Source organism: Alsobacter sp. (genome assembly GCF_059501845.1).
Map to the genome: position 1 here is coordinate 58796 of NZ_JCACDK010000005.1, position 22368 is coordinate 81163.

Genomic DNA, 22368 nt, shown 5'->3' on the forward strand with positions numbered 1-22368 from the left:
TCTTCAGACCCGCATTCACCTAAGAAGCGCGTCCGGAGACGCGCGGTCTCTACGACGGCCGGGCGCGCTGCAGCACCCGCTCGGCCCGCCTGAGATGCGGCCGGTCGAGCATCTCGCCGCCGAGGGAAAGCACGCCCGCGCCGGGATTGCCCGCAAACAGGTCCACGATCCGCCTCGCCCTCTCCACCTCGCTGGGGGAGGGGGAGAAGACGCGGTTGATCACCGGCACCTGGTCGGGGTGGATGGCCATCTTTCCTGTGAATCCGTCGCGGCGGGCCGCGAGGCACTCGCGCTCGAAGCCCTCGTGGTCGCGGAAGGCCGCGTATACCGTGTCGATCGGCGCAGCATCGGCGGCGACCGCGGCGGCCAGCGCCAGGGCGCGGGCGATACGGAAGCTGTCGAGCCATTCGCCCTGGGCGTTCCGCGTTTCCGCGGCCCCGAGGTCGGCCGATAGGTCTTCCGCGCCCCAGGTAAGCGCCGCGAGCCTGTGGCTGGAGCCGCGATAGGTGCCCATGCCGAACAGCGCAGCCGCCGATTCGGTCGCGATGACCATGACGCGTGTGCTGCCGTCGGGCAGCGCATTCTCCGCCTCGCGGACCGCGAGCTTTGCGGCGAGGTGCTGGACGTCCATCCCGGTGGTGGCCTTGGGCAGGACGATCGCGTCGGGCGCCGCCGGCATCACCCCGTCGAGGTCGGCATCGGTCAGTCCGGTGTCGAGTGAATTCACCCGTACAAAGAGCATCGGTGCCGGTCCGGCGCTTCGCGCGGCGGCAATGCCCTGCGCGGCAAGCGCACGCGCCTCGGCCTTGGCGCCGTGAGCCACCGAATCCTCGAGGTCGAGTATCAACGCGTCGGCGCCGCAGCCGAGCGCTTTCTCCAGCTTTCTCTGACTGTCGGCCGGAACAAAGAGCAGCGAACGCATGGGCCGGCCTCGGGCTTGGGGTCAGGATGGGCTGGGGTCAGCCCGTCTTGCCGGAGGGGCGGCACTTCATCAAGGCCTGCCGCGTGCATTCGGCGACCAGCGTCCCGTCCTGCTTGAAGGCGCGGTGCCTGAGCGACACAATTCCCTGCTCCGGCCGCGAGCGGGACAGGCGTGCCGACATCACCTCCGTCGTGCAGCGGATCGTGTCGCCCTCGAAGAGCGGGGCGGGAAACGTCACGTCCGTCATGCCGAGGTTCGCGACCGTCGTGCCGAGCGTCGTGTCGTTGACGGAGATGCCGATCATGAGCCCCAGCGTGAACAGGGAGTTCATCAGCGGGCGGCCCCATTCCGTCTCCGTCGCGCAGAAATGCGCATCGATGTGGAGCGGCTGGGGATTGAGGGTGAGCGACGAGAACAGGACGTTGTCGGCCTGGGTCACCGTTCGCGTCAGCCGGTGCTCGATGACGAGGCCGGGGGTGAAATCCTCGAACCAGAGCCCACCGCGGGGATGGCGTGGTGACCGCGCCGCGTCTTGATCGACATTCATTGCACCGTCCTCGCCTGCTCCCCGGGCGATTTTCAGATTTCGTTTACCATGAATCCCCGACAGTGACGCGGAGGGCCGGGCCGAAGAGCGCCGGTCCGTGGGGATCCCATGTTCCTGTTCACCACGCCAGCTTCGAGCGCCGCAGCGGCTTCCGCCGACACAGCGGTCCCGCGCCCGGCCGGCGAAGTCGTCGACGCCATCCGAACCGGCTCGGAAAAGACCGGCGCCGATTTCGACTACCTGCTGAAGACCGCCAGCCGCGAATCGTCGCTCGACCCCGCGGCACGCGCGCGGACATCATCAGCGTCGGGCCTCTTCCAATTCATCGAGCAGACCTGGCTCGGCGTCGTGAAGGGCGCCGGCGCCAATCACGGGCTCGGGGAGTATGCGCAGGCGATCACCGAGGTGAAGCCGGGCCGCTACGACGTCTCCGACCCGCAGACCAAGGCGCACATCCTCTCCCTGCGAAACGACCCGCAGACGGCCGCCGTGATGGCGGGCGAGTTCACGCGGCGCAACGAGCAGACGCTGGGCTCCCTGATCGGAAGGCTGCCGACCGACGGCGAGCTCTATGCGGCCCACTTCATGGGCGCCGCGGGTGCGGCCGATCTCATCAAGGCAGCGCAATCGCGCCCCACTGCCGCAGCAGCCGATCTCTTTCCCGATCACGCCGCGGCTAACCGGGCGATCTTCTACGACAAGGCGAGCGGCACGCCGCGGACGGTGTCCGACGTCTATTCCAACCTGACCGCCCAGGGCCGTGCGCTGGCCAAGCTGCCGGGCGATCCCGCGACATGGCGGATCCCGCAGGCGCAGCAGGAGCCGATAGCGGCACCCGCTTATGTCGAGCACCCCGGCGGCCCCGCGATCTACGGCCTGTTTCGTACTGAAGGCGCCCGCGGTCCGTTGAACCAGGCCGTCGAGAAGCTGTGGTCCGGCCAGCCGGCGCGCGCCGTTTCCGCAGCACCCGGGTTCTTCCCGCGCACCGCCTCACTGCAGTCGCCGGTTTCCGATGCGCCGGCGCCGGGTGCGATCCCCGCCGCGGCTGCCAAGGGAGCCGCGCAACCCGCCGACGTACCCCTGCCGCCGGTGCGCCCCGCCTCGCTGCCCGCCGTCCGTCCGGCTCCTGCCGCCCCGGCAGCCGCAAGCGCCTTGCCGGGCACCCGCAAGGGCCCCCTCGATCTTCTCGCCTTCCTGAAGCCCACGGTGACCCGATGATCGTCAGACGCTTCCTGGCCTGGGCCCAGACCGCTCCCGAGGATCCTCGCGTCGGCGCCGCCGCTGCGCTCGCGAGGGCCTATCTTTCCGACGAGACATGCGTGGCCGAGCGCTGCGACGCGGAGGCGGCCCTGACGCTGCTGCTCGACGACCCGTCGCCGGCGGTGCTCCTCGCCCTTGCAGAGACACTCGCCGAGTCGGACATGGCTCCCCGCCACATCGTCTCGGCGCTCGCGGCGGAGCCCGGCCGCGCAGGCGAGATCATTCTTGAACACAGTCCCGTGCTGGGCGAAGCCGACCTGATCGAGCGCGTCGCCACCGGCGACGCCGGAGCACAGGCCGCGGTGGCCCGTCGCGTGGGCCTGACGGCTCCGGTCGCCGCCGCGCTGGCGGAGGTGGGAGAGCGGGAAGCCGTGATCGCGCTCGCGGCGAACCGTTCGGCCGACTGCCCGGACTTCGCCGTCACCCGCATCATCGAGCGCTTCGGCCAGAGCGCGCGGATCCGCGACGCCCTGGCGGGGCGCACGCTGTCGGTCACACAGAGGCATGCGCTGCACGTCGCCTCGACGCGTTGCGATGCGAAGTCGGCCGAAGGAGAGCCGAGCTGGCGTGCAGAACGTGCCCGGCGCGAATCGATCGAGCGCGAGGCCCTGAGGCTCGCGTCTGGCGGTGAGCGCGAGCGCGAGGAGATGGTCGGCTATCTCCGGGCTACCGGGCAGCTGACGGCCGGCCTTCTGCTGCGGGCGGCCGCGCAGGCCGATTCCGTTTTCGTCGCGTCGGCTCTCGCCGACCTGTCGCGGATGAACCGGCGGCGGGTGACGGCCATCGTTGAGGAAAGCAAAGGCTCGGGCTTCGCTGCTCTGTGCGCCAAGGCGGGTCTCGGCCACGCCACCGTGACGGCACTGCGCGCTGCGCTGGAAGCTCACCGATGGATCGCGGCCCGCGGCTTCCCCGTCGGCGCAGCCAGCCGTGCCAGGGAAGCCTGCCGCAGCACGCTCGATGCCTGCCGCTCTGCCGGGCTCGACACCCATGATGTCTCCGCGATGTTCCGCCGGCTCGAGCTGGAGTTCTCGCGTGAAGCCGCGCGCGACGCGGCAGAAAAGCTCCTGGAGCAGCACAGGCTCGAAACGGAAGGCCCTCTGCTCCTCGGCGCGCCGATGCTGAAGCTGCCCGCTCCGGAGAGCGAAAGCGCCGTGCCGGACACAGAAGCCGAGGCGGACGAAACGGCCGGGGACACTGTCGAGATCGCCATGCCTGCCATGGCGTCGGATCCGGAATTTGCCGAAGACGTGATCGCGATCGCCGAGCCGAAACCTGACGCGGCCGGTCAGGTCGTCTCCATAGCCTCAGGCGCGCTGGGCCAGGCTATCGATGCCCTGAAGGCGGCTCTCGAACCCTTCTCTGCTCCAGGCGAGCCGACGCTTCACGTTGCGCTCACGCCGGATCCCACCGAGGCCGAAGCTTCTCGGGCCAAAGCCGACCGCGACTGGGCGGCGCTTCTCGCCAGTGCAATCGAGACCGATGCAGCGGCGCCGGTTGCAGCCGAGGAGTGGGAGCCGCCGGCCTGCGAACTTCCCCATCCCACCGCGGAAGCTCTCGAAGCCGTCGTGGCGGATCTGGCGCTCGTCTCCGCCGAAGGCTTTGTCGGTGCCAGCTTCCTGGCCGAACTCACCGCCGTCGCGACAATCGCCGCGCCGGAGGCCGATGGCGCCGAGCAGGCTGAACCGGTTGCGGCGGGTCCCGCGCCGGTGGTCGAGATCCCGTCACAGCCCCCTGTCGCACCCCGCAGCAGTTTCGCCGCGGCAAAGCCGGACCTGTCGGCCTGGGAGCGCGTCTTCGAGCAGGCGGCCGAGATATCCGGGCTGGACCCGGACGAAGGCCGCGAGATGAAGCGCGAAACCATGGCAGAGATGCTGCGCGAGGCTGTCGAGGCCATGCAGCGGCGCAGCGGCGTCGAGGTTGCCCGCGAGCGGGCCGCGGGCGAGGTCCGCGCCGCCTGACCTCAGTATCCGAACTGCTCGAGGAGAATGCGTTCCTCGAGGCTGTGCCCCGGATCGTGCAGCATCACGAGGTCGACGCTGCGGTCCATCGCGATCTCGACCCGCACGACGTTGCGATACTCCAGATGGTCGGCCACGGCGCTCACCGGCCGCTTCCCGGGTTCCAGCACCTCGATCGCGATCCTTGCGTGATCGGGAAGGAGCGCGCCGCGCCACCGCCTTGGCCTGAAGGCGGAGATCGGCGTCAGCGCCAGCAACGGGGCATCAAGCGGAAGGATGGGGCCGTTCGCTGACAGGTTGTAGGCCGTCGATCCCGCCGGCGTCGCAACCAGAACCCCGTCGGCGACGAGTTCGGGCAGGCGCGTCTTCCCGTCGATCAGGATATGCAGCTTGGCGACCTGCGCGGAGAGCCGCAGTAGGTGGACCTCGTTGATGGCGCGGGCCGTGTGGGACACGCCGTCGCTGTCCCGGGCGACCATCAACAGCGGGTGGACATTGCTGCGCTCGGCCTGCTCGAGCCGCTCGGGGAGGTCCTCCTCCCGGTACTCGTTCATCAGGAAGCCGACCGAACCGCGGTTCATGCCGTAAATGGGCTTTCCCGTGCCCATGAACCGGTGCAGCGTCTGCAGCATCAGGCCATCGCCGCCGAGCGCGACGATCACGTCCGCGTCCTGCGGATCCGTCGCGCCGTATCGCGCCCCAAGCGATTCCCCGGCGATCCGCGCCTCCGACGTTTCGCTGGTGACGAAGGCCAGTCGGGAAAAGCGTCGCATGATCACAGGTCCAGCGGCCGGTCTTGCCGGCGGCTCCTCTTACCACGGAACCAGCTGGCCTGCGCCACGGCGCGCAATGCAGGGGCGCCCTGCAAGACCTCAGACCTGGAACAGCTCTGGACGTGCAATCCTGAGCGCCTGGACGAGCAGGACCGTCTTCATGTCTGCCAGCCTGCCGTCCGCGAGCCACTCCCAGAGTTCCTGAAGCGGAACCTCGACCACCGTGATGTTTTCGTGCTCATGCGCCAGACCGCCGCCTTCCGCGATGCGGTCGGCGGGCGAGAATGCCGCGAGAAATAGATGCATGCGCTCGGTGGAGATGCCCGGCATGCTCCAGACGCTCGCCACGGGCTCCAGAACGGACAACCTGACGCCGACCTCCTCCAGGGCCTCGCGGCGGGCGCCCGCGGCAGGGTCGTCCTCGTCGAGAAGCCCGGCGGGGGTCTCGACCAGATGGTCCGGGCCGCCGGCGTGCAGGGGAGGGACGCGGAGCTGGCGCACCAGAAGCGCGATACGGGCTTCGGGATCGTAGGGCAGCACCGCCACCGCGGAGCCATGGTCCTCGATCTCGCGCCTGACGACTTCGCCGCTCTCCAGCCGCACCGTGGCAACCGAAAAGTCGGCCCAGCCGCTGTGCACGATTTCCGTCGCAATGATCTCAGCCGTCATGCCGCCCCCGTTCGAATTGCTCGGACACGTACGCTCCGTCGTCCGGAATGCTGCACTGCGGCAGGTCGAGCCCCATCGCATAGTGGATTTTCCGCGGCCTGCCTATGCGCCGCCTTCAGTCCCGGTGAACGCTTGGTGGACTTGCCTGTCGGCTTCCCCCTCGAAGACGGCGGGTCGAGGAGCACGGGCTTGACGCCGCTGCAGCGGTGCCGGATGGTGACAAGCGTGGTTGACACTTCCTGCATGCCGGCCGTGATTGGGGCCGGCGCCGTCCGTGACCCTGGGGAGGCTCCCCTGGGCAGGGTGGGTGCAGGCCAGGGCTGCTCGCGCGGCCGACGATCGAATTGGTCCCGCGCATGAGCCGCTGCTTCCCGTTTTCCGCAATCGTCGGCCAGGACGAGATGAAGCAGGCCCTGCTCATCGCGGCTGTCGACCCGAGTGTCGGCGGCGTGCTGGTCTTCGGCGACCGGGGTACTGGCAAATCAACAGCCGTTCGCGCCCTGGCTGCGCTTCTGCCCGTCATGAAGGCCGTCCAGGGCTGCCGCTACGGCTGCGACCCCGATGAGTCGCGCTCACGCTGCGAGGACTGCCGGGAGCGCGCTCTGCTGGGGCCGCTGAAATGGCACAAGATTGCCGTGCCCGTCGTCGATCTGCCGCTCGGCGCAACCGAGGACCGCGTGGTCGGGGCGCTCGATCTGGAAAAGGCCTTGTCCTCGGGCGAGAAGGCCTTCGAGCCGGGCTTGCTGGCCAAGGCGCATCGCGGCTTTCTCTACATCGACGAGGTCAACCTGCTGGAGGACCACCTCGTCGACCTGCTGCTGGATGTCGCTGCATCGGGCGAGAACGTGGTCGAGCGCGAGGGCCTCAGCATTCGACATCCCGCGCGGTTCGTCTTGGTGGGGACGGGCAATCCGGAGGAGGGCGAGCTTCGCCCGCAGCTTCTCGACCGCTTCGGCCTTGCCGTCGACGTGACGACGCCCGGCGACGTGCCGACGCGTATCGAGGTGGTCCGCCGCCGCGACGCCTTCGAGCGTGACCCTGAAGGCTTTTCAGAGCGCTGGGCGTCCAAGGACGCGCAGGTCAGGCGCCGCATCGTCGCCGCCCGCAAGCGGCTGCCGGACGTCGAGGTACCCGATTCCGCCCTGGAGCACGCCGCCCGCATCTGCATCGCGCTGGGCACCGATGGGCTGCGCGGGGAACTCACGCTGATGCGGACTGCCCGCGCGCTCGCGAGCCTCACGGGCGACACCGAGGTCACTGACGCGCATCTGCGGGCGGTGGCGCCTTCGGCGCTGCGCCACCGCCTGCGCCGCAATCCTCTCGACGAAGCGGGGTCCGGAGTGCGCGTGGAGCGGGTCCTCGCCGAGGTGTTCGGCGAAGCCGCAACGGCATCATGAAGCCTCCCTCGTCAGGCGAGGAGAATTCGGGCGGGGCACCACACCCCGGAGACGTGGCATGGGCACGCGCCGTCCTGGCGGCCTCCCTTTTCTGCGTCGATCCCGCGCGATCCGGCCTCGTCATCCGCGCCGGGGCCGGACCGGTCCGCGACAGGTTCCTCTCGGGCCTCCGCAGCCTGCTTCCGGCTGGAACGCCGTGGCGCACTGTTCCCGCCTCCGTCACCGACGACCGGCTCCTCGGCGGCCTCGACCTTCCGGCGACGCTGAAGGCGGGCCGCCCCGTCGCAGCCTCTGGGCTGCTTGCCGCCGCACACGGCGGGGTTGTCGTGGTGCCGGGCGGAGAGCGGCTGCCCGCCGGCATCGCCGGCCGCCTCGCCGCGGCCTTCGACGCGGGCGAGGTCCTCGCCGAGCGCGAGGGACTATCCCTGCGCATGCCCGCGCGTTTCGGGCTGGTGCTGGTCGACGAGGGCAGGGATGCCGACGAGGCTCCGCCTGCCGCGCTCGCCGAGCGGCTCGCCTTCCGCATCGATCTGCACGCCGTTTCGATCCGCGAGGCTGCGTCGGGCTTTCCATCCACGCAGGCCGTCGAAGCGGCTCGGAATGCGATCGCCAGCGTTACGGATACCGACGCGGGTCTGCAGGCGCTCTGCGCCGTGTCCGCCGCCCTCGGCGTGGATTCAGCGCGTGCCTGGCTGTGCGCCGCGCGTGCTGCCCGGGCCCACGCGGCCCTGGCCGGGCGAGCGGAGATTGCCGAGGAGGACGTCAGCGTAGCGGCGGCCCTCGTGTTCGCGCACCGGGCCACCCGTCTGCCGCCGCCGCCGGATGCCGAGGAACAGCCGCCCGCCCCACCGCCCGAGCAGGACCGGCAGGAGGACGACAGCCAGAACCAGCAGCAGGGCGAACGCATTCCCGAGAAGATGCTGGTGGAGGCCGTGCGCGCGGCCATCCCGCCGGGGCTTCTCGCGGCACTCAAGGCACGAGACCTCGCGCGCTCCGCCTCCGCGGGAAAAGCCGGCGCGGCGTCCCGCAGCCGGACGCGCGGCCGGCCCATCGGCACCGTGGCGGGAGATCCGCGCAAGGGGCGCATCGCCCTGGTCGATACGCTGCGCACTGCCGCGCCGTGGCAGTCCCTGCGCCGCCGCGCCCAGCAGGGCGAGCCCCGGCGGGTGATCGTGAAATCCGACGACATCCGCCTGCGCCGTTACGAGGAGCGCAGCGAAACGACGACGATCTTCGCCGTCGACGTGTCGGGGTCGTCGGCCCTCCAGCGCCTAGCCGAGGCGAAGGGAGCCGTCGAGCTGCTGCTGGCTGATTGCTATGTCCGCCGCGACAAGGTGGCTCTGGTCGCCTTCAGGGGCACCAGCGCCGAGCTCGTGCTACCGCCCACCCGCTCGCTCACGCGGGCCAAGCGCAGCCTCGCCGGCCTGCCGGGCGGCGGCGGGACGCCGCTTTCCGCCGGAATTGAAGCCGCGGCCGAACTTGCCGAGGCGCTGCAGCGGCGGGGCCAGTCTCCCGTCGTGGTCCTGCTGACGGATGGGCGGGCCAACATCGCCCGCGACGGTTCGCCGGGACGGCCGAGGGCGGCTGAGGACGCTGTCGAATCGGCACGCCGGCTGCGGCAATCCGGCATCCCCAGCCTGCTCCTCGACACCTCGCCCCAACCGCAGCCGGCCGCGAAACGAATCGCCGAGGCCATGGCCGCCCGTTACCTTCCGCTGCCTCATGCGGACGCGTCCCGTGTCTCCCGGGCCGTGCGCAAGGTTCTCCCATCCTGACACCTGGAGGGGATTGCTCTTGCCCAGCCCTTGCAGCTGCGAATCTCCGTGACCGGTTGGCGCATCGCTCCAGCCCGGCTTGCCACCAAGTTGACAGCTGATACTGTCTTGACATGTTGACGGTTCCGACATCACGCATCTTGGCCCAGGCTGAAGACGCCCGGCCGCATGCAGTCGTCGTCGGCAGTGGGTTTGGCGGACTGGCGGCTGCCGTCAGGCTGGGCGCGCGAGGCTACCGGGTGACGTTGCTGGAGCGGCTGGATCAGCCGGGCGGGCGCGCATCGGTGTTCCGGCAGGACGGCTTCACCTTTGATGCCGGACCGACAATCATCACCCTGCCGCAGCTTTTCGAAGAGCTTTGGGCCCTGTGCGGGCGCACGTTCTCCGACGACATCGACCTGCGTCCCCTCTCACCCTTCTACAAGATCCTGTTCCCGGACGGTTCGCACTTCGCCTGCTCGGGCGACGACGCCGCCATGCGGGAGGAGGTCAGGCGACTCAATCCGGCCGATCTGCCGGGCTATGAGCGCCTGCTGGCGGAAAGCGAGAAGATCTACCGCTTCGCCTTCGAGGATCTCGGCCAGTCGCCCCTCAACACGCTCGGGCGAATGGCACGGGCCGTACCTGGCTTCGTGCGCCACAGGGCCGACCAGTCGGTGTACCGCTTCGTCTCCGGCTACGTGCGCGACCCGCGGCTTCGCGTCGCCTTCAGTTTTCACCCGCTCTTCATCGGGGGCAACCCGTTCAGCGTCACGTCCCTCTACGCGCTGGTGAGCTTTCTCGAGCGCCGCTACGGCGTGCACTTCGCCATGGGCGGCACGGGCGCGCTCGTGAAAGGGCTCGTGAAGCTGATCGAGGGACAGGGCGGGTCCGTCGTCTGCGACGCCGAGGTCGCGGAGATTCTCGTCGAGGACGGCACTGCGAAGGGGGTCCGGCTCGCGTCGGGCGATACGATCCCCGCAGCCGTGGTCGTCTCGAACTGCGACCCCGCCTGGACCTACACCAAACTCGTGACCGGCGCCGGCAAGTTGCGCTGGAGCGAGGCCAAAGTCGCCCGCTCGCATTTCTCGATGAGCCTTTTCGTCTGGTACTTCGGCACAAAGCGCCAGTTCCAGGACATCGGGCACCACACGATCCTGCTGGGTCCCCGCTATCGCGGCCTGCTCGACGACATCTTCAGGCGCAAGGTGCTGGCGGACGACTTCTCGCTGTACATCCACAGGCCCACCGCGACCGACCCGTCGCTTGCGCCCGAGGGATGTGACACGTTTTACGCCCTGTCCCCCGTGCCTCACCTCGAGAGCGGGGTGGACTGGGAAACGCAGGCCGAGCCCTACCGCCGCCGGATCGAAAAGGCGCTGGCCGACAGCATCATGCCCGGCCTGCAGGAGGCGGTCGTTTCGTCGCGCCTGTTCACTCCGATCGACTTTCGGGACCGCCTATCGTCAACGCACGGCGCCGCCTTCGGGCTGGAGCCGCGCCTGTTCCAGAGCGGCTGGTTCCGCCCTCACAATGTCAGCGAGGACATCCGTGGCCTATATCTTGTGGGGGCCGGGACGCATCCCGGCGCCGGAGTGCCCGGCGTGATCTCGTCCGCACGAATCCTCGACGAACTGGTGCCGCATGGCGAGACAATCCGCTGACCTGGCCGCGGCCGACTACGCAGCCTGCCGGGAGCTGATCCGGCAGGGCTCAAAGACGTTCCATGCCGCCTCCCTTCTGCTGCCGAAATCCGTGCGCGAGCCGTCTTACGCGCTCTATGCCTTCTGCCGGCTGTCCGACGACGCGGTAGACGGGCCCGACGCACGCAACGATGCGGTCGAGAGACTGCGCGAGCGGCTGGGCAGGCTCTATGCAGGGCGACCGGCCGCTCATCCGGCCGACCGCGCCTTCGCCCATGTCGTCGAGGCCTACGCGATCCCGAAGGCGCTCCCCGAGGCGCTGCTGGAAGGACTGGCCTGGGACGTGGAGGGCCGGCGCTACGCGACACTCGCCGAACTGCGCGCCTATTCCGCACGGGTCGCCTCGGCAGTCGGGGCGATGATGACGGTCATCATGGGCGTGCGCGAGCCCTCGGTGCTCGCCCGGGCCTGCGACCTCGGCGTGGCCATGCAGCTGACCAATATCGCCCGCGACGTGGGCGAGGATGCGAGGGCAGGGCGGGTGTACCTGCCCCTGGACTGGCTGGCGGAGGAAGGGGTCGATCCCGACCGCTTTTTGGAGCGGCCATTCTTCGACGCGCGGATCGGGCGCCTCACGCAGCAGCTGCTCGCCGAGGCCGATCGCCTCTATGTGCGGGCCGGTAGCGGTGTTCGCGGCTTGCCCGCTGCTTGCCGGCCGGCCATCCAGGCGGCGCGGCTGATCTATCGCGAGATCGGCGAGGAGGTCCGCCGCAACGGCCATGATTCGATTTCCCGGCGCGCCGTGGTGGCCGGCGGCCGCAAGTTCAGGCTGGCCCTTCGAGCGGCCGGAGCAGCGGCCATTCCGGGGCGGGTCGGGCTCGATCACGCGCTTCCCGAGACGCAGTTCCTGGTGAGCGCCGTGATGTCTGCGCCCAGGCCCGAAAGGCAGAACTTCCGGGGGCCGTGGGCCGCCGTGGACGACAGGGTAGGCTGGGTCATCGACCTCTTCGGCGAGCTCGACGAGCGGCAGCGCGACTACGGGGCGTTCGCCTCCTCCAGGACTGCCGAGCGGGGCGGATGAGCCAATGGACGGGTCCGTCTACGCCCTCGTCGAACTGCTGCTCGTCTTCGGGGTCGTCGTCGGCTTCATTCACTGGCAGCTGCATGGCCTGAAGAAACGCGCCCGTCTGCGCGCCGAGGGCAAGCTGCCCGACGAACGCGCCGCCCGCAGCGAATCGGCTTCCGCGGATCGCCCTCAGAACACCTGACGGGGCATGCGCCAGGGCAGCATCAGCCGGACCAGTTTCGTGTCGAAGCGATCGCAGTTCATGCTTTCGTGCACGGCCGTGACGTCTTCCCCCAACAACCGCGTGGCGAGCTCGGACCGGGCGTAGAAGGGCGTATTCTCCAGCGTCCGGACCACGCGCGGGGTCGATCCCGCCTCGGCCTGCGTCTCCCGCCTTATGCCCCATGCCGTCGTGCCCAGCTTCACGCGTGGCGGCGGCTCGAAATCCTCGTCCGTCCCGTCCGGTTCGTAGCGCGCCGCGATCGACCGACGGTCGCCGCTGCGCTCGACCACGTCGTAGAGCATCGCCGAGCGGCCGCCCGCCATCGGGGCGCGCGACCAACTCCACGTGGAGAAGGCCCGCTCGATCGGCTCGTCGCCGCCATTGGTGTCGCAATAGCCGTGGCCCTGCCAGGAGCAGGCGGGATCGGCGAGCGTGACCTCGACGCGCGCCGAGGGTGCGACCGGCATCCAGCGATGACGCCCGGCCGCGTCGAGCGCGAAGACGCGCCGTCCGAGGCCGGTGGGGTGAAGGCGGATCCGCCCGCGCACCCGGCGGGGCAGGGGGACGGCCCACTCCTTCAGGTCCAGCACGAGCGACGAACCGTCCCACTGCAGCGTGCTGGGGCCGATGGCGAGCAGGTCGCGCTCGCGGTGCAGGGCGGCGCGTCCGCGTTCCGTCATCGTCCAGCGTGCCGCGCGGGGTCCGTACAGCGCGACGTTGACGGCGCAGTGGTTCTCGGGATCGCCGCGCCCCGACCAGAAATAGTAGGGCGAGAAGACGCTGCCGATGAAGGCGATGATGCTGAGGCCATAGCGGCCGTCGTCGCTGAGGGCGTCGACGTACCACCAGAGATAGCCGCCGGGGCGGACATTCAGGTCGAAGCGAAGCCCGAGAGCACCGCCCGGGCCGCCAGTCTGCCCGAGAGCGCCGCCATCGGCACTCCCGGCCCCGGATGCACGCTGCCCCCGGCCAGGTAGAGGCCAGGCAGGCTCGTCGTCGCATCCGGACGCTGGAAGGAGGCCTTCCAGCCGTGCGAGGCCCGGCCGTAAATCGCTCCCCCGGTCGCCGGGAAGAGGCGCTCGAAGGTGGATGGGCTCGCGACCTGCGTGCTCTCGGGATCCAGGGTCAGTTCCAGCCCGCACTGGTCGAGCTTCGTCTGCATGTGCTTCAGGCATGTGGCGATCTCCGCCTCGGAGAAGGCATGGGTGTCGGCGACGGCCGGCGCGTTCACGAGGATCAGCAGGCGCTCGCGGTCCGGCGGGGGCTCGGTGGCCTCGTCGCCGCGGTCCTGCGCGCAGATGTAGACGGTGGGCTCGTCCGGGAGCCGGCGCTCGCGGAAGATGGCGTTGAACTCGGCCCGGTAGTCCCGCGAGAAGAAAACGGAATGGCGGACCAGCGGAAAGCCGCGTGGCGATGCCACGGCCGTGACGGCCACGGCCGAAAGCGAGCGATCGGCTGGACTGACCGGCGCGACGGCTCCGGCGGCAGAGGGACCGAAAAGACCTGCGCCGACCGCGCTCGCATCGGCGTTGACGACGATGGCGTCCGCCTGCAGCCGCTCGCCGTCGGCGAGCCTGACGCCTGACGCGCGTCCGCGCTCGACCAGGATTTCGGAAACCTCCGCCTCGCAGCGGACGTCGACGCCGAGGCTGGCGGCCACGACGGTCAATGCCTCCGCCAGCCGGTACATGCCGCCTTCGACGAACCAGACCCCGGCCTGCTCGACATGGGACACCAGCATCAGCGTGGCCGGAGTGTCGAAGGGGGAGGAGCCGCAATAGGTGGCGTAGCGGCCGTAGAGCTGCTGCAGCCGCGGGTCCTTGAAGCTCGCGCCGAGAGCATCCCACAAAGTCGCGAATGGCTGCAGCCGCATCAGCGCCGGCAGGTTCGAGAACCCGACCCTCTGCGTGAGGGACAGGAAGTTGGGCCGGCTCGATCGCAGGAACGGCTTTTCCAGCGTCTTGTACACGTCCGCTGCCTTGGCGCAGTAGGCGCGAAAGCGCCGCGCCTCGTCCGCCCCGGCGAATCGCCCGACCTCGTCGGCCGAGCGCTCCATGTCGACGTAGAGGTCGAGCCGGTCCGTCCTGTTCCAGGCATGCCGGGCCAGTAACTCCGACGGGATAAGGGTGACGACATTCTCGATCGACGTGCCCGCATCCTGCAGAAGCTCGTCGAACACCCAGCGCATGGTAAGCACGGTGGGGCCGGCATCGATGCGCGTTCCCGCCACGGGCACCTCACGCATCTTGCCGCCGGTGGCCGCGGCCCGTTCGAAAACCGTGACGCCCACGCCTCTGGAGGCGAGCGCGATCGCGGCGGCCAGTCCGCCCATCCCCGCACCGATGATCACGACGCGCTCGGACGCCACTACCCGATCCCCCGGACCTCGATCGTGAATACAGGTGAACGCGCCCGACTGTCAAAACACATTGACACGTATTACAGTCACGTTAGCCTCACACTCCGGGGCTTTGGCTCCGTCGGAGGGCATGCCATGGAGACGAGGTCCCGCATCGAGCAGGCGCTGGAGCGCGCGGTGGGCCGGGCCTGCGGGCCCAAGGCCCCTCCGTTGATCTCCGAGGCCGTGCGTCACGCCGTCTTTCCGGCGGGCGCGCGCGTGAGGCCCCGCCTGTGCTTGGCCGTCGCGCAGGCCTGCGGTGACGACCTGCCCGCGGTCACCGACGCGGCGCTGGCTGCGATCGAGCTGCTGCATTGCGCCTCCCTCGTGCATGACGACATGCCCTGCTTCGACGATGCGTCCACACGTCGCGGGCGACCATCCGTGCAGGCGCGCTTTGGCGCTCCGCTTGCGCTGCTGACAGGCGACGCGCTGATCGTGCTCGCCTTCGAGACCGTCGCCCTGGAAGCCATCGAGGCCCCGGCGCGCATGGCCCAGATCACCACCACCGTCGCCCGTGCCGTCGGGATGCCGCTCGGCATCGTCGCCGGCCAGGCCTGGGAGGCGGAGGACGAGATCGATCTCGACGTATACCACCGGGCCAAGACGGGTGCGCTCTTCACCGGCGCAGCGATGGCCGGAGCCCTGGCGGCGGGCGCCGACCCGCATCCGTGGCGCGAATTCGGCGAGCGGCTCGGGTCGGCCTACCAGATCGCCGACGATCTGCGCGATGCCTTCGCCTCCGAGGACGAGATCGGCAAGCCGGTCGGGCAGGACAGGTCCCATGCCCGCCCGAACGCCGTCAGCCGCTTCGGCGCCGGCGAGACGCTGGCGCGCCTCCAGGCCTGCGTGGCCGGGGCGATCGCCTCGATCCCTCCCTGCCCGCGCGCCTTCGAACTCGAGGCGCTCATCCGCAGCGAGGCGCGGCGCCTCGTGCCCAAGGACATCGCGCTGACCGCCGCCTGACGCAGGACTGCGATCGTGACCATGGCCGAGAAGGCGCCCGCGCCAGCATCACCGTCCGGGCGTCTTCGCGTTTCCGACTGGTGGCCTGCCTGGCGCAACGGACTTCTGCGCAGGCCCGGATTCCAGAGGTGGGCGGCATCCTTCCCATTCACCCGGCGCCTGTCGCGGCGCCGGGCAGGCGAGCTCTTCGACCTCGTTGCGGGCTTCGTCTACTCCCAGGTTCTCGCTTCGGCGATTCGCCTCGATCTGCTCGACATGGTCTCAGCGCGGCCGCTGACGGTCGAGGCTATCGCGGCGCAGACAGGACTGCCGCTCGATTCGGCGAAGCGGCTGTGCGGGGCCGCGGCAGCCCTCCGCCTTCTCGAGAAGAGGGGAGCCGGCCGGTTCGGCCTCGGCGATCTCGGCGCTGCGCTCCAGGGCAACCCCGGCATCGCCGCGATGGTGCGCCACCACGCGCTCCTCTACGACGATCTCCGCGATCCCGTGGCGCTGCTGCGCGGCCCTGTGGAGCCGACCCAGCTGTCTCAATTCTGGGCGTATGCGACGTCGGCAGCTCCGGGCGATCTCGGCAGCAATGAGGTCGCCGAGTACAGCAGCCTCATGGCGGCCTCCCAGCAGTTCATCGCCGGAGAGATCCTCGACGCCTACGACGTCTCGCGTCACCGCTGCCTGCTGGACGTGGGCGGAGGGGAGGGCGCCTTCGTCAAATCTGCCGCTGCTCGCGTGAAAAACACGCGCTTCATGGTGTTCGACCTGCCGGCTGTCGCCGAGCGCGCCAATGCGGCATTCGACGCAGCCGGGATCTCGTCGCGCGCCCAGGCGCATGGCGGCGACCTCTTCTCGGATCCGCTGCCGGCCGGAGCCGACGCGGCCAGCCTCGTCCGGGTGCTCTACGATCATCCGACGCCGCGCGCTCTCGCCATCCTCAGGTCCGTCCGCGCCGCACTGCCCGAGGATGGGACGCTGCTGGTGGCCGAACCGATGGCCGGATCCGGCGATGCCGACCGGGTCGGCGCCGTTTATTTCGCGATCTACCTGCTGGCCATGCGTGGCGGAGAGTCGCGCACCGCGGCCGAGCTCACCGGGCTTCTGCGCGAAGCCGGATTCAGCCGGATCGAGCCGGTGAAGACCCGCCGGCCTCTGTTCACGAGCCTTCTGGTCGCTCGCCCCTGAGGGGCTGAGTGCCTTGCGATCAGGCACGCAATGCCTGCCGCGCATGCAGACACACCGCCGAAAGTGTAAAGACCAATTGACAGTCAAAAGTGTGCGGTTACAGTGACGTTCGGGCCTGACGGGATCGTCTGACAGGCCGAGTCGGACACCCCCGGCAACACAGAGAGGGCGCCGTGAACGCGACCGCCGTCATCCTCGAAAAGCCCGAGCACCTGATGCTCGGCGAGGTTGGCCTTTCGCCAGCGCGGGCCACCGACGTCGTCGTCGATGTGGACTTCAGCGGCATCAGCACGGGCACGGAGCGGCTGCTCTACACCGGTCGCATGCCGCCCTTCCCGGGGATGGGGTACCCGCTGGTGCCTGGCTACGAGGCGGTCGGCCGCATCACGCAGGCCGGTGCCGAATCCGGTCGCAGTGTCGGCGAAACCGTCTTCGTGCCGGGATCCCGCGCCTTCGAGGGCGTCCGCGGCCTCTTCGGGGCAAGTGCCTCGCGCCTCGTCGCCGACGGAGGGCGGGTCGTACCCGTCGATCCCTCGCTTCAGGAGCGCGCCGTTCTCCTCGCGCTCGCCGCGACCGCCCATCACGCCGTGGTCCAGAACGTGACCTCGCCGGCCGAACTGCCGGAGCTCGTCGTCGGGCATGGTGTTCTCGGCCGGCTGATCGCCCGCATCGTCTGCGCCATGGGCGGCCATCCCACCGTCTGGGAAAAGCTCCCGGCCCGCCGCGAAGGCGACTACCTCTATCCCGTGCTCTCGCCGGAAGATGACGTTCGGCGCGACTACCGCGTGATCTGCGACGCCAGCGGCGACGCCCGCCTCATCGACACGCTGGTCGGGCGCCTGTCGCACGGCGGCGAGATCGTCCTGGCCGGCTTCTACGAGGATCGCGTCTCCTTCGCGTTCCCGCCGGCCTTCATGCGCGAGACCCGTTTCCGCATCGCCGCCGAATTCACCCCCGCCGACCTCGCGGCCGTCACCGACCTCGTCGGCGCCGGGCGGCTTTCCCTCGATGGACTCGTCACGCACCGGCGGCCCGCCGCCGAGGCCCCCGAGGCCTACCGGACCGCCTTTGGCGATCCCGGCTGCCTGAAAATGGTCCTGGACTGGAGTACAGGCGCATGAATGCGACCCCGCGCAACATCGACGCCCTGAAGAGCCAAAACGAGGCGCTGCGTGCGGAGGCGGCCCTCGGGCCCGATCCCGTGCCGACCGGCGAGGCCGGGCGCAAGACCCAGGTCATCGCCATCTACGGCAAGGGCGGCATCGGCAAGAGCTTCACCCTCGCCAATCTCAGCTACATGATGGCCCAGCAGGGCAAGAAGGTGCTGCTGATCGGCTGCGACCCGAAGAGCGACACGACATCGCTGCTCTTTGCCGGACGCTCCTGCCCCACCATCATCGAGACCTCCTCGAAGAAGAAGCTAGCGGGCGAAGAGGTCCGCATCGGCGACGTCTGCTTCAAGCGCGACGGCGTGTTCGCGATGGAGCTCGGCGGTCCCGAGGTCGGCCGCGGCTGCGGTGGCCGGGGCATCATCCACGGCTTCGAGCTTCTCGAGAAGCTCGGCTTCCACGAGTGGGACTTCGACTACGTCCTGCTCGACTTCCTTGGCGACGTGGTGTGCGGCGGCTTCGGCCTGCCGATCGCCCGCGACATGTGCCAGAAGGTCATCGTGGTCGCGTCCAACGACCTGCAATCGCTTTACGTCGCCAACAATGTCTGCTCGGCGGTGGAGTATTTCCGCAAGCTCGGCGGCAATGTCGGCGTGGCCGGCGTGGTGATCAACAAGGACGACGGCACCGGCGAGGCGCAAGCCTTCGCCGAGGAGGTCGGGATCCCGGTGCTGGCCGCCATTCCGGCGAACGAAGACATCCGCCGCAAGAGCGCGAACTACGAGATCATCGGCCGCCCCGAAAGCGAGTGGGGCGCCCTGTTCGAGGCCCTCGCCCAGAACGTCGCCGACGCACCGCCGCGCCAGCCCACATCGCTGAGCCAGGACGCGCTGCTCGCCCTGTTCTCCGGCGAGACTGTCGGACGTCACGTGGTCCTCGACCCCGCGACCGAGGCCGACATGCGCGGTCTCTCTCTGGTCGAGAAGCCGTCCCTCGAAATCGTCTACGAGAGCGTGTGAGCGCGACCATGGACGATCGCCCCACAGACCTTCATCTCGACGAGCGCCCGGAGGACGTGTCCGCTGCCGCGCCGTCCGCAACCGGCGGCGTCTGCCATGCCGGCGCCGACGAGATGCAGCGCGCTGCCCGCGCCGCCGGCCAGTCGGAGATGCTGGACCGCTACGCGCGGGACTATCCGAAGGGCCCGCACGACCAGCCGCAGAGCATGTGCCCGGCCTTCGGGTCGCTGCGCGTCGGCCTGCGCATGCGCCGCACGGCAACCGTCCTGTCCGGCTCCGCCTGCTGCGTCTACGGGCTGACCTTCACCTCGCACTTCTATGGAGCGCGCCGGAGCGTGGGCTACGTGCCCTTCAACTCCGAGACGCTGGTGACCGGCAAGCTGTTCGAGGACATCCGCGAGGCGGTCTTCGCCCTGGCCGATCCCGCGCAGTACGACACCATCGTCGTCACCAATCTCTGCGTGCCTACCGCCTCCGGCGTGCCGCTGCGGCTGCTGCCCAAGGAGATCAACGGGGTCCGCATCGTCGGCATCGACGTGCCCGGCTTCGGCGTCCCCACGCACGCGGAAGCCAAGGACGTGCTGGCCGGCGCGATGCTCAACTACGCCCGGCTCGAGGCCGAGCAGGGCCCCGTGCAGGCGCCGGATCGTCCGCGCTCCTCGCTGCCGACGGTGACGCTCGTCGGCGAGATGTTCCCGGCCGACCCGATCGGCATCGGCCGCATGCTGGAGCCGATGGGCCTGGCCGCTGGGCCCGTCGTGCCGACCCGCGAATGGCGCGAACTCTATGCCGCGCTCGACTGCGCGGTGGTGGGTGCCATCCATCCCTTCTACACCGCCTCCTTCCGTGAGTTTGAGGCGGCCGGCAGGCCCATCGTCGGATCCGCGCCGGTCGGTGCAGACGGTGCCGATGCATGGCTCGACGCAGTCGGAACGGCCGCGGGCGTCGCCCGCCCGGTCATCGACGCAGCCCGCAATGCCACGCGGCGCGCCGTCGCCGGCGCCCTGTCCGGCGCTCCCGTCAAGGGTCGCATCACCCTCTCCGGATATGAGGGCTCGGAGCTCCTCGTCGGCCGCCTGCTGGTCGAGAGCGGCGCTGACCTGCGCTACGTCGGCACGGCCTGCGGCCGCACGCCCTGGTCGGAAGCCGACCGGGACTGGCTCGAGAGCCGGGGCGTCATGGTCCGGTACCGCGCTTCCCTGGAAGACGATCTCGCCGCTTTCGCAGAGTTCAAGCCCGACCTCGCCATCGGCACGACGCCCGTCGTGCAGAAGGCGAAGGAGAAGTCTGTTCCGTCGCTCTACTTCACCAACCTCATCTCGGCCAGGCCGCTGATGGGGCCGGCCGGCGCCGGTTCGCTGGCCCAGGTGGTCAACGCCGCCCTCGGCAACCGCGATCGCTTCGCCGCGATGACGGAGTTCTTCGCAGGCGTGGGCACCGGTCACGCCGCCGGCGTGTGGGAGGACGTGCCGAAGGATCGGCCGGAGTTCCGCAAGAAGCACGCCGCGCGCAATCGCAAGACCAACGCCGTCGACAACGGGGAGGCCGTGGGATGCTGATCCTCGACCACGACCGTGCCGGCGGATACTGGGGCTCGGTCTACGTCTTTGCGGCGATCAAGGGCCTGCAGGTCGTCATCGACGGCCCGGTCGGCTGCGAGAACCTGCCGGTCACCTCGGTCCTGCACTACACCGACGCTCTGCCGCCGCACGAGCTGCCCATCGTGGTAACCGGGCTGGCCGAGGAGGAACTCGGCCAGAACGGCACCGAGGGCGCCATGAAGCGCGCTCATGCGACACTCGACCCGGACCTGCCGTCCGTCGTCGTCACCGGCTCCATCGCCGAGATGATCGGCGGCGGCGTGACGCCCGAGGGCACGGGCATCCAGCGCTTCCTGCCGCGCACCATCGACGAGGACCAGTGGCAGTCCGCCGACCGGGCGCTGCGCTGGCTATGGACGGAGTACGGCGCCAAAGGCGGCCGCATGCCGAAGGAGCGGGCCCGCAAGGAAGGCGACAAGCCGCGGGTCAATATCCTCGGTCCCATCTACGGCACGTTCAACATGCCGTCCGACCTTGCGGAAATCCGCCGGCTGGTCGAGGGCATCGGCTGCGAGGTCAACATGGTCTTCCCGCTGGGAAGCCATCTGGCCGACGTCTCCCGCCTCGTCGATGCCGACGTCAATATCTGCCTCTACCGCGAGTTCGGGCGCCTGCTCTGCGAGGAGCTCGGCAAGCCCTACCTGCAGGCGCCGATCGGCCTGCACTCGACGACCAAGTTCCTGCGCATGCTGGGCGAACTCACCGGGCTCGATCCCGAGCCCTTCATCGAGCGCGAGAAGCACACCACGATCAAGCCGCTCTGGGACCTCTGGCGCTCGGTGACGCAGGACTTCTTCGGCACGGCGAGCTTCGGCATCGTTGCCGGCGAGACCTATGTCCGCGGTGTCCGGAACTTCCTCGAGGAGGATCTCGGGCTGCCCTGCACCTTCGCCGTCGCGAGGCGTGCGGGGCAAAAGACCGACAATGCCGCCATCCGCAAGATGGTGCGCGAGAAGACGCCGCTGGTTCTCTTCGGCAGCTTCAACGAACGCATGTATCTCGCCGAAGCGGGAGGGCGGGGGGCCTACATCCCGGCCTCGTTCCCCGGCGCGATCATCCGCAGGCACACCGGCACGCCCTTCATGGGCTATTCCGGTGCCACCTACATCGTCCAGGAGGTCTGCAACGCCCTCTTCGACGCGCTCTTTTCCATTCTTCCGCAGGCCCAGCAGCTCGACGCCGTCGAGCCGACGCGCTCACGCCTGCACGAGGACCTGCCCTGGGATGCCGACGCAAAGGACGTCCTCGACCGCATGGTCGAGGCCGAGCCGGTGCTGGTGCGCATCTCGGCGGCCAAGAGGCTGCGCGACGCAGCAGAACGCGCGGCGCGCGCGGGCGGCGAAAGCCGCGTCAGCGCCGACCGCGTGCGCAACACCGGACGAGTGCTCGTGGAGGGACATGCAGCATGACCAGCGCTTTCGTGATGCAGGACGCCGTGGCCGACGTGCACCGTGTTCCGGCCGCTCCCGCCGGCTCGCAGCTGCACCGCACGTGGGAGGCCTCGCTCGCGCGGGCCGCATTCGCCGAGCGCCGCAGGGCGCGCCGGGCTGCCGAACGCGAGTACCGCGTCGTCAGCGCCGCAGTCTTCCCGGTCTTCCTGGCCGCTGCCGCCGGCCTGCGCCTGGCGCCCGGCCTTCGCCGCAGGGTCTGCGGCGAGGAGCGCCGCTCCGTGCTGGGCGATGCCCGCGCGATGGCGGCCGCCACTCTGCCGATCGCCTTCATGGCGTGAGGCGCGCCGCCGGCACATGCCGGTGGCAACGAGTTTCGCCCGGACGGGGCACCCGAGGCCATGCGGCCCGTCGATCCGTCCAGGTGTTCGTCTTCGTCCGGGGTAACCCGGATGAAACCCGTCGCGGCCCCCAAGGCCGCGGCAAACTCCGCCGCACGGGT

At 69.8% G+C, this 22368-nt stretch carries 20 protein-coding genes; 14 read left to right on the forward strand and 6 right to left on the reverse strand.

Annotation, left to right across the window (positions count from 1 at the left end; all coding sequences use genetic code 11):
* Positions 1–49: 49 nt before the first annotated feature.
* Both AC5JCN_RS05535 and AC5JCN_RS05540 read right to left on the reverse strand, forming a co-directional pair.
* On the reverse strand, positions 50–922 hold the full coding sequence (locus AC5JCN_RS05535) for an HpcH/HpaI aldolase/citrate lyase family protein (RefSeq protein ID WP_495754032.1): 873 nt from the start codon (positions 920–922) through the stop codon (positions 50–52).
* A gap of 37 nt (positions 923–959) precedes the next feature.
* Complete coding sequence (locus AC5JCN_RS05540; RefSeq protein ID WP_495754033.1) at positions 960–1469, reverse strand: MaoC family dehydratase; 510 nt, start codon at positions 1467–1469, stop codon at positions 960–962.
* A gap of 108 nt (positions 1470–1577) precedes the next feature.
* Here AC5JCN_RS05540 and AC5JCN_RS05545 point away from each other — a divergent pair, with 108 nt between their 5' ends.
* Together AC5JCN_RS05545 and AC5JCN_RS05550 are read left to right on the forward strand one after the other, a co-directional pair.
* Positions 1578–2687: a lytic transglycosylase domain-containing protein gene (locus tag AC5JCN_RS05545; protein WP_495754034.1), complete on the forward strand. Its 1110-nt coding sequence runs from the start codon at positions 1578–1580 to the stop codon at positions 2685–2687.
* Positions 2684–4687 (forward strand): DUF2336 domain-containing protein, encoded by a 2004-nt coding sequence (locus tag AC5JCN_RS05550; RefSeq protein WP_495754035.1) that lies wholly within the window; start codon positions 2684–2686, stop codon positions 4685–4687. The genes AC5JCN_RS05545 and AC5JCN_RS05550 overlap by 4 nt, the downstream gene beginning before the upstream one ends.
* 2 nt (positions 4688–4689) lie before the next feature.
* Here AC5JCN_RS05550 and AC5JCN_RS05555 read toward each other — a convergent pair whose 3' ends face one another.
* A complete protein-coding gene (locus tag AC5JCN_RS05555) occupies positions 4690–5463 on the reverse strand; it encodes an NAD kinase (protein ID WP_495754078.1) in 774 nt (257 codons plus the stop codon).
* A 96-nt stretch (positions 5464–5559) separates the two neighbouring features.
* Entirely contained in the window at positions 5560–6129 is a 570-nt protein-coding gene (locus AC5JCN_RS05560) for an NUDIX domain-containing protein (RefSeq protein ID WP_495754036.1), read from the reverse strand.
* A 356-nt stretch (positions 6130–6485) separates the two neighbouring features.
* Here AC5JCN_RS05560 and bchI point away from each other — a divergent pair, with 356 nt between their 5' ends.
* From bchI to AC5JCN_RS05585, 5 genes are all read left to right on the forward strand, one after another.
* Complete coding sequence (bchI, locus tag AC5JCN_RS05565; RefSeq protein ID WP_495754037.1) at positions 6486–7526, forward strand: magnesium chelatase ATPase subunit I; 1041 nt, start codon at positions 6486–6488, stop codon at positions 7524–7526.
* Complete coding sequence (locus AC5JCN_RS05570) at positions 7523–9301, forward strand: magnesium chelatase subunit D (RefSeq protein WP_495754038.1); 1779 nt, start codon at positions 7523–7525, stop codon at positions 9299–9301. Before bchI ends, AC5JCN_RS05570 begins: the two co-directional genes overlap by 4 nt.
* Positions 9302–9414: 113 nt before the next feature.
* On the forward strand, positions 9415–10944 hold the full coding sequence (locus AC5JCN_RS05575) for a phytoene desaturase (protein ID WP_495754039.1): 1530 nt from the start codon (positions 9415–9417) through the stop codon (positions 10942–10944).
* On the forward strand, positions 10925–12004 hold the full coding sequence (locus tag AC5JCN_RS05580) for a phytoene/squalene synthase family protein (RefSeq protein WP_495754040.1): 1080 nt from the start codon (positions 10925–10927) through the stop codon (positions 12002–12004). Before AC5JCN_RS05575 ends, AC5JCN_RS05580 begins: the two co-directional genes overlap by 20 nt.
* 4 nt (positions 12005–12008) lie before the next feature.
* Positions 12009–12191, forward strand: a complete 183-nt coding sequence (locus AC5JCN_RS05585; protein WP_495754041.1) for a hypothetical protein — start codon at positions 12009–12011, stop codon at positions 12189–12191.
* Here the strand turns inward: AC5JCN_RS05585 and AC5JCN_RS05590 are convergent.
* Positions 12179–13087, reverse strand: a complete 909-nt coding sequence (locus AC5JCN_RS05590; protein WP_495754079.1) for a carotenoid 1,2-hydratase — start codon at positions 13085–13087, stop codon at positions 12179–12181. The two genes, AC5JCN_RS05585 and AC5JCN_RS05590, sit on opposite strands and share 13 nt — an antisense overlap.
* Positions 13084–14580, reverse strand: a complete 1497-nt coding sequence (gene crtD, locus AC5JCN_RS05595; protein WP_495754042.1) for a 1-hydroxycarotenoid 3,4-desaturase CrtD — start codon at positions 14578–14580, stop codon at positions 13084–13086. The genes AC5JCN_RS05590 and crtD overlap by 4 nt, the downstream gene beginning before the upstream one ends.
* Positions 14581–14706: 126 nt before the next feature.
* Between crtD and AC5JCN_RS05600 the strand changes: the two genes are divergently transcribed.
* The 7 genes from AC5JCN_RS05600 to AC5JCN_RS05630 all read left to right on the forward strand — a co-directional run bounded on the left by AC5JCN_RS05600 (position 14707) and on the right by AC5JCN_RS05630 (position 22207).
* Positions 14707–15576 carry a polyprenyl synthetase family protein gene (locus tag AC5JCN_RS05600; protein ID WP_495754043.1) on the forward strand — a complete coding sequence of 290 codons (870 nt, stop codon included), beginning with the start codon at positions 14707–14709 and terminating at the stop codon, positions 15574–15576.
* A 21-nt stretch (positions 15577–15597) separates the two neighbouring features.
* Positions 15598–16749: a methyltransferase gene (locus AC5JCN_RS05605; RefSeq protein WP_495754080.1), complete on the forward strand. Its 1152-nt coding sequence runs from the start codon at positions 15598–15600 to the stop codon at positions 16747–16749.
* Between the two features lie 173 nt (positions 16750–16922).
* Entirely contained in the window at positions 16923–17870 is a 948-nt protein-coding gene (bchC, locus tag AC5JCN_RS05610; RefSeq protein WP_495754044.1) for a chlorophyll synthesis pathway protein BchC, read from the forward strand.
* Positions 17867–18877: a chlorophyllide a reductase iron protein subunit X gene (locus AC5JCN_RS05615; protein ID WP_495754045.1), complete on the forward strand. Its 1011-nt coding sequence runs from the start codon at positions 17867–17869 to the stop codon at positions 18875–18877. Before bchC ends, AC5JCN_RS05615 begins: the two co-directional genes overlap by 4 nt.
* 8 nt (positions 18878–18885) lie before the next feature.
* Positions 18886–20436, forward strand: coding sequence for a chlorophyllide a reductase subunit Y (gene bchY / locus AC5JCN_RS05620; protein WP_495754046.1), 1551 nt, complete (start codon positions 18886–18888; stop codon positions 20434–20436).
* Positions 20430–21887 carry a chlorophyllide a reductase subunit Z gene (gene bchZ / locus AC5JCN_RS05625; protein ID WP_495754047.1) on the forward strand — a complete coding sequence of 486 codons (1458 nt, stop codon included), beginning with the start codon at positions 20430–20432 and terminating at the stop codon, positions 21885–21887. Before bchY ends, bchZ begins: the two co-directional genes overlap by 7 nt.
* Positions 21884–22207 (forward strand): hypothetical protein, encoded by a 324-nt coding sequence (locus AC5JCN_RS05630; protein ID WP_495754048.1) that lies wholly within the window; start codon positions 21884–21886, stop codon positions 22205–22207. The genes bchZ and AC5JCN_RS05630 overlap by 4 nt, the downstream gene beginning before the upstream one ends.
* Positions 22208–22368: the final 161 nt, after the last annotated feature.

What these genes read in the sequence shown, in the direction of transcription:
- AC5JCN_RS05550 (WP_495754035.1), top strand. Translation starts at nt 2,684, where the DNA reads ATGATCGTCAGACGCTTCCTGGCCTGGGCCCAGACCGCTCCCGAGGAT.
- bchY (WP_495754046.1), top strand. Translation starts at nt 18,886, where the DNA reads ATGGACGATCGCCCCACAGACCTTCATCTCGACGAGCGCCCGGAGGAC.
- AC5JCN_RS05605 (WP_495754080.1), top strand. Translation starts at nt 15,598, where the DNA reads ATGGCCGAGAAGGCGCCCGCGCCAGCATCACCGTCCGGGCGTCTTCGC.
- AC5JCN_RS05535 (WP_495754032.1), bottom strand. Translation starts at nt 922, where the DNA reads ATGCGTTCGCTGCTCTTTGTTCCGGCCGACAGTCAGAGAAAGCTGGAG.
- AC5JCN_RS05630 (WP_495754048.1), top strand. Translation starts at nt 21,884, where the DNA reads ATGACCAGCGCTTTCGTGATGCAGGACGCCGTGGCCGACGTGCACCGT.
- AC5JCN_RS05600 (WP_495754043.1), top strand. Translation starts at nt 14,707, where the DNA reads ATGGAGACGAGGTCCCGCATCGAGCAGGCGCTGGAGCGCGCGGTGGGC.
- bchI (WP_495754037.1), top strand. Translation starts at nt 6,486, where the DNA reads ATGAGCCGCTGCTTCCCGTTTTCCGCAATCGTCGGCCAGGACGAGATG.
- AC5JCN_RS05585 (WP_495754041.1), top strand. Translation starts at nt 12,009, where the DNA reads ATGGACGGGTCCGTCTACGCCCTCGTCGAACTGCTGCTCGTCTTCGGG.
- AC5JCN_RS05545 (WP_495754034.1), top strand. Translation starts at nt 1,578, where the DNA reads ATGTTCCTGTTCACCACGCCAGCTTCGAGCGCCGCAGCGGCTTCCGCC.
- AC5JCN_RS05540 (WP_495754033.1), bottom strand. Translation starts at nt 1,469, where the DNA reads ATGAATGTCGATCAAGACGCGGCGCGGTCACCACGCCATCCCCGCGGT.
- AC5JCN_RS05570 (WP_495754038.1), top strand. Translation starts at nt 7,523, where the DNA reads ATGAAGCCTCCCTCGTCAGGCGAGGAGAATTCGGGCGGGGCACCACAC.
- AC5JCN_RS05575 (WP_495754039.1), top strand. Translation starts at nt 9,415, where the DNA reads ATGTTGACGGTTCCGACATCACGCATCTTGGCCCAGGCTGAAGACGCC.
- bchZ (WP_495754047.1), top strand. Translation starts at nt 20,430, where the DNA reads ATGCTGATCCTCGACCACGACCGTGCCGGCGGATACTGGGGCTCGGTC.
- AC5JCN_RS05615 (WP_495754045.1), top strand. Translation starts at nt 17,867, where the DNA reads ATGAATGCGACCCCGCGCAACATCGACGCCCTGAAGAGCCAAAACGAG.
- AC5JCN_RS05580 (WP_495754040.1), top strand. Translation starts at nt 10,925, where the DNA reads ATGGCGAGACAATCCGCTGACCTGGCCGCGGCCGACTACGCAGCCTGC.
- AC5JCN_RS05560 (WP_495754036.1), bottom strand. Translation starts at nt 6,129, where the DNA reads ATGACGGCTGAGATCATTGCGACGGAAATCGTGCACAGCGGCTGGGCC.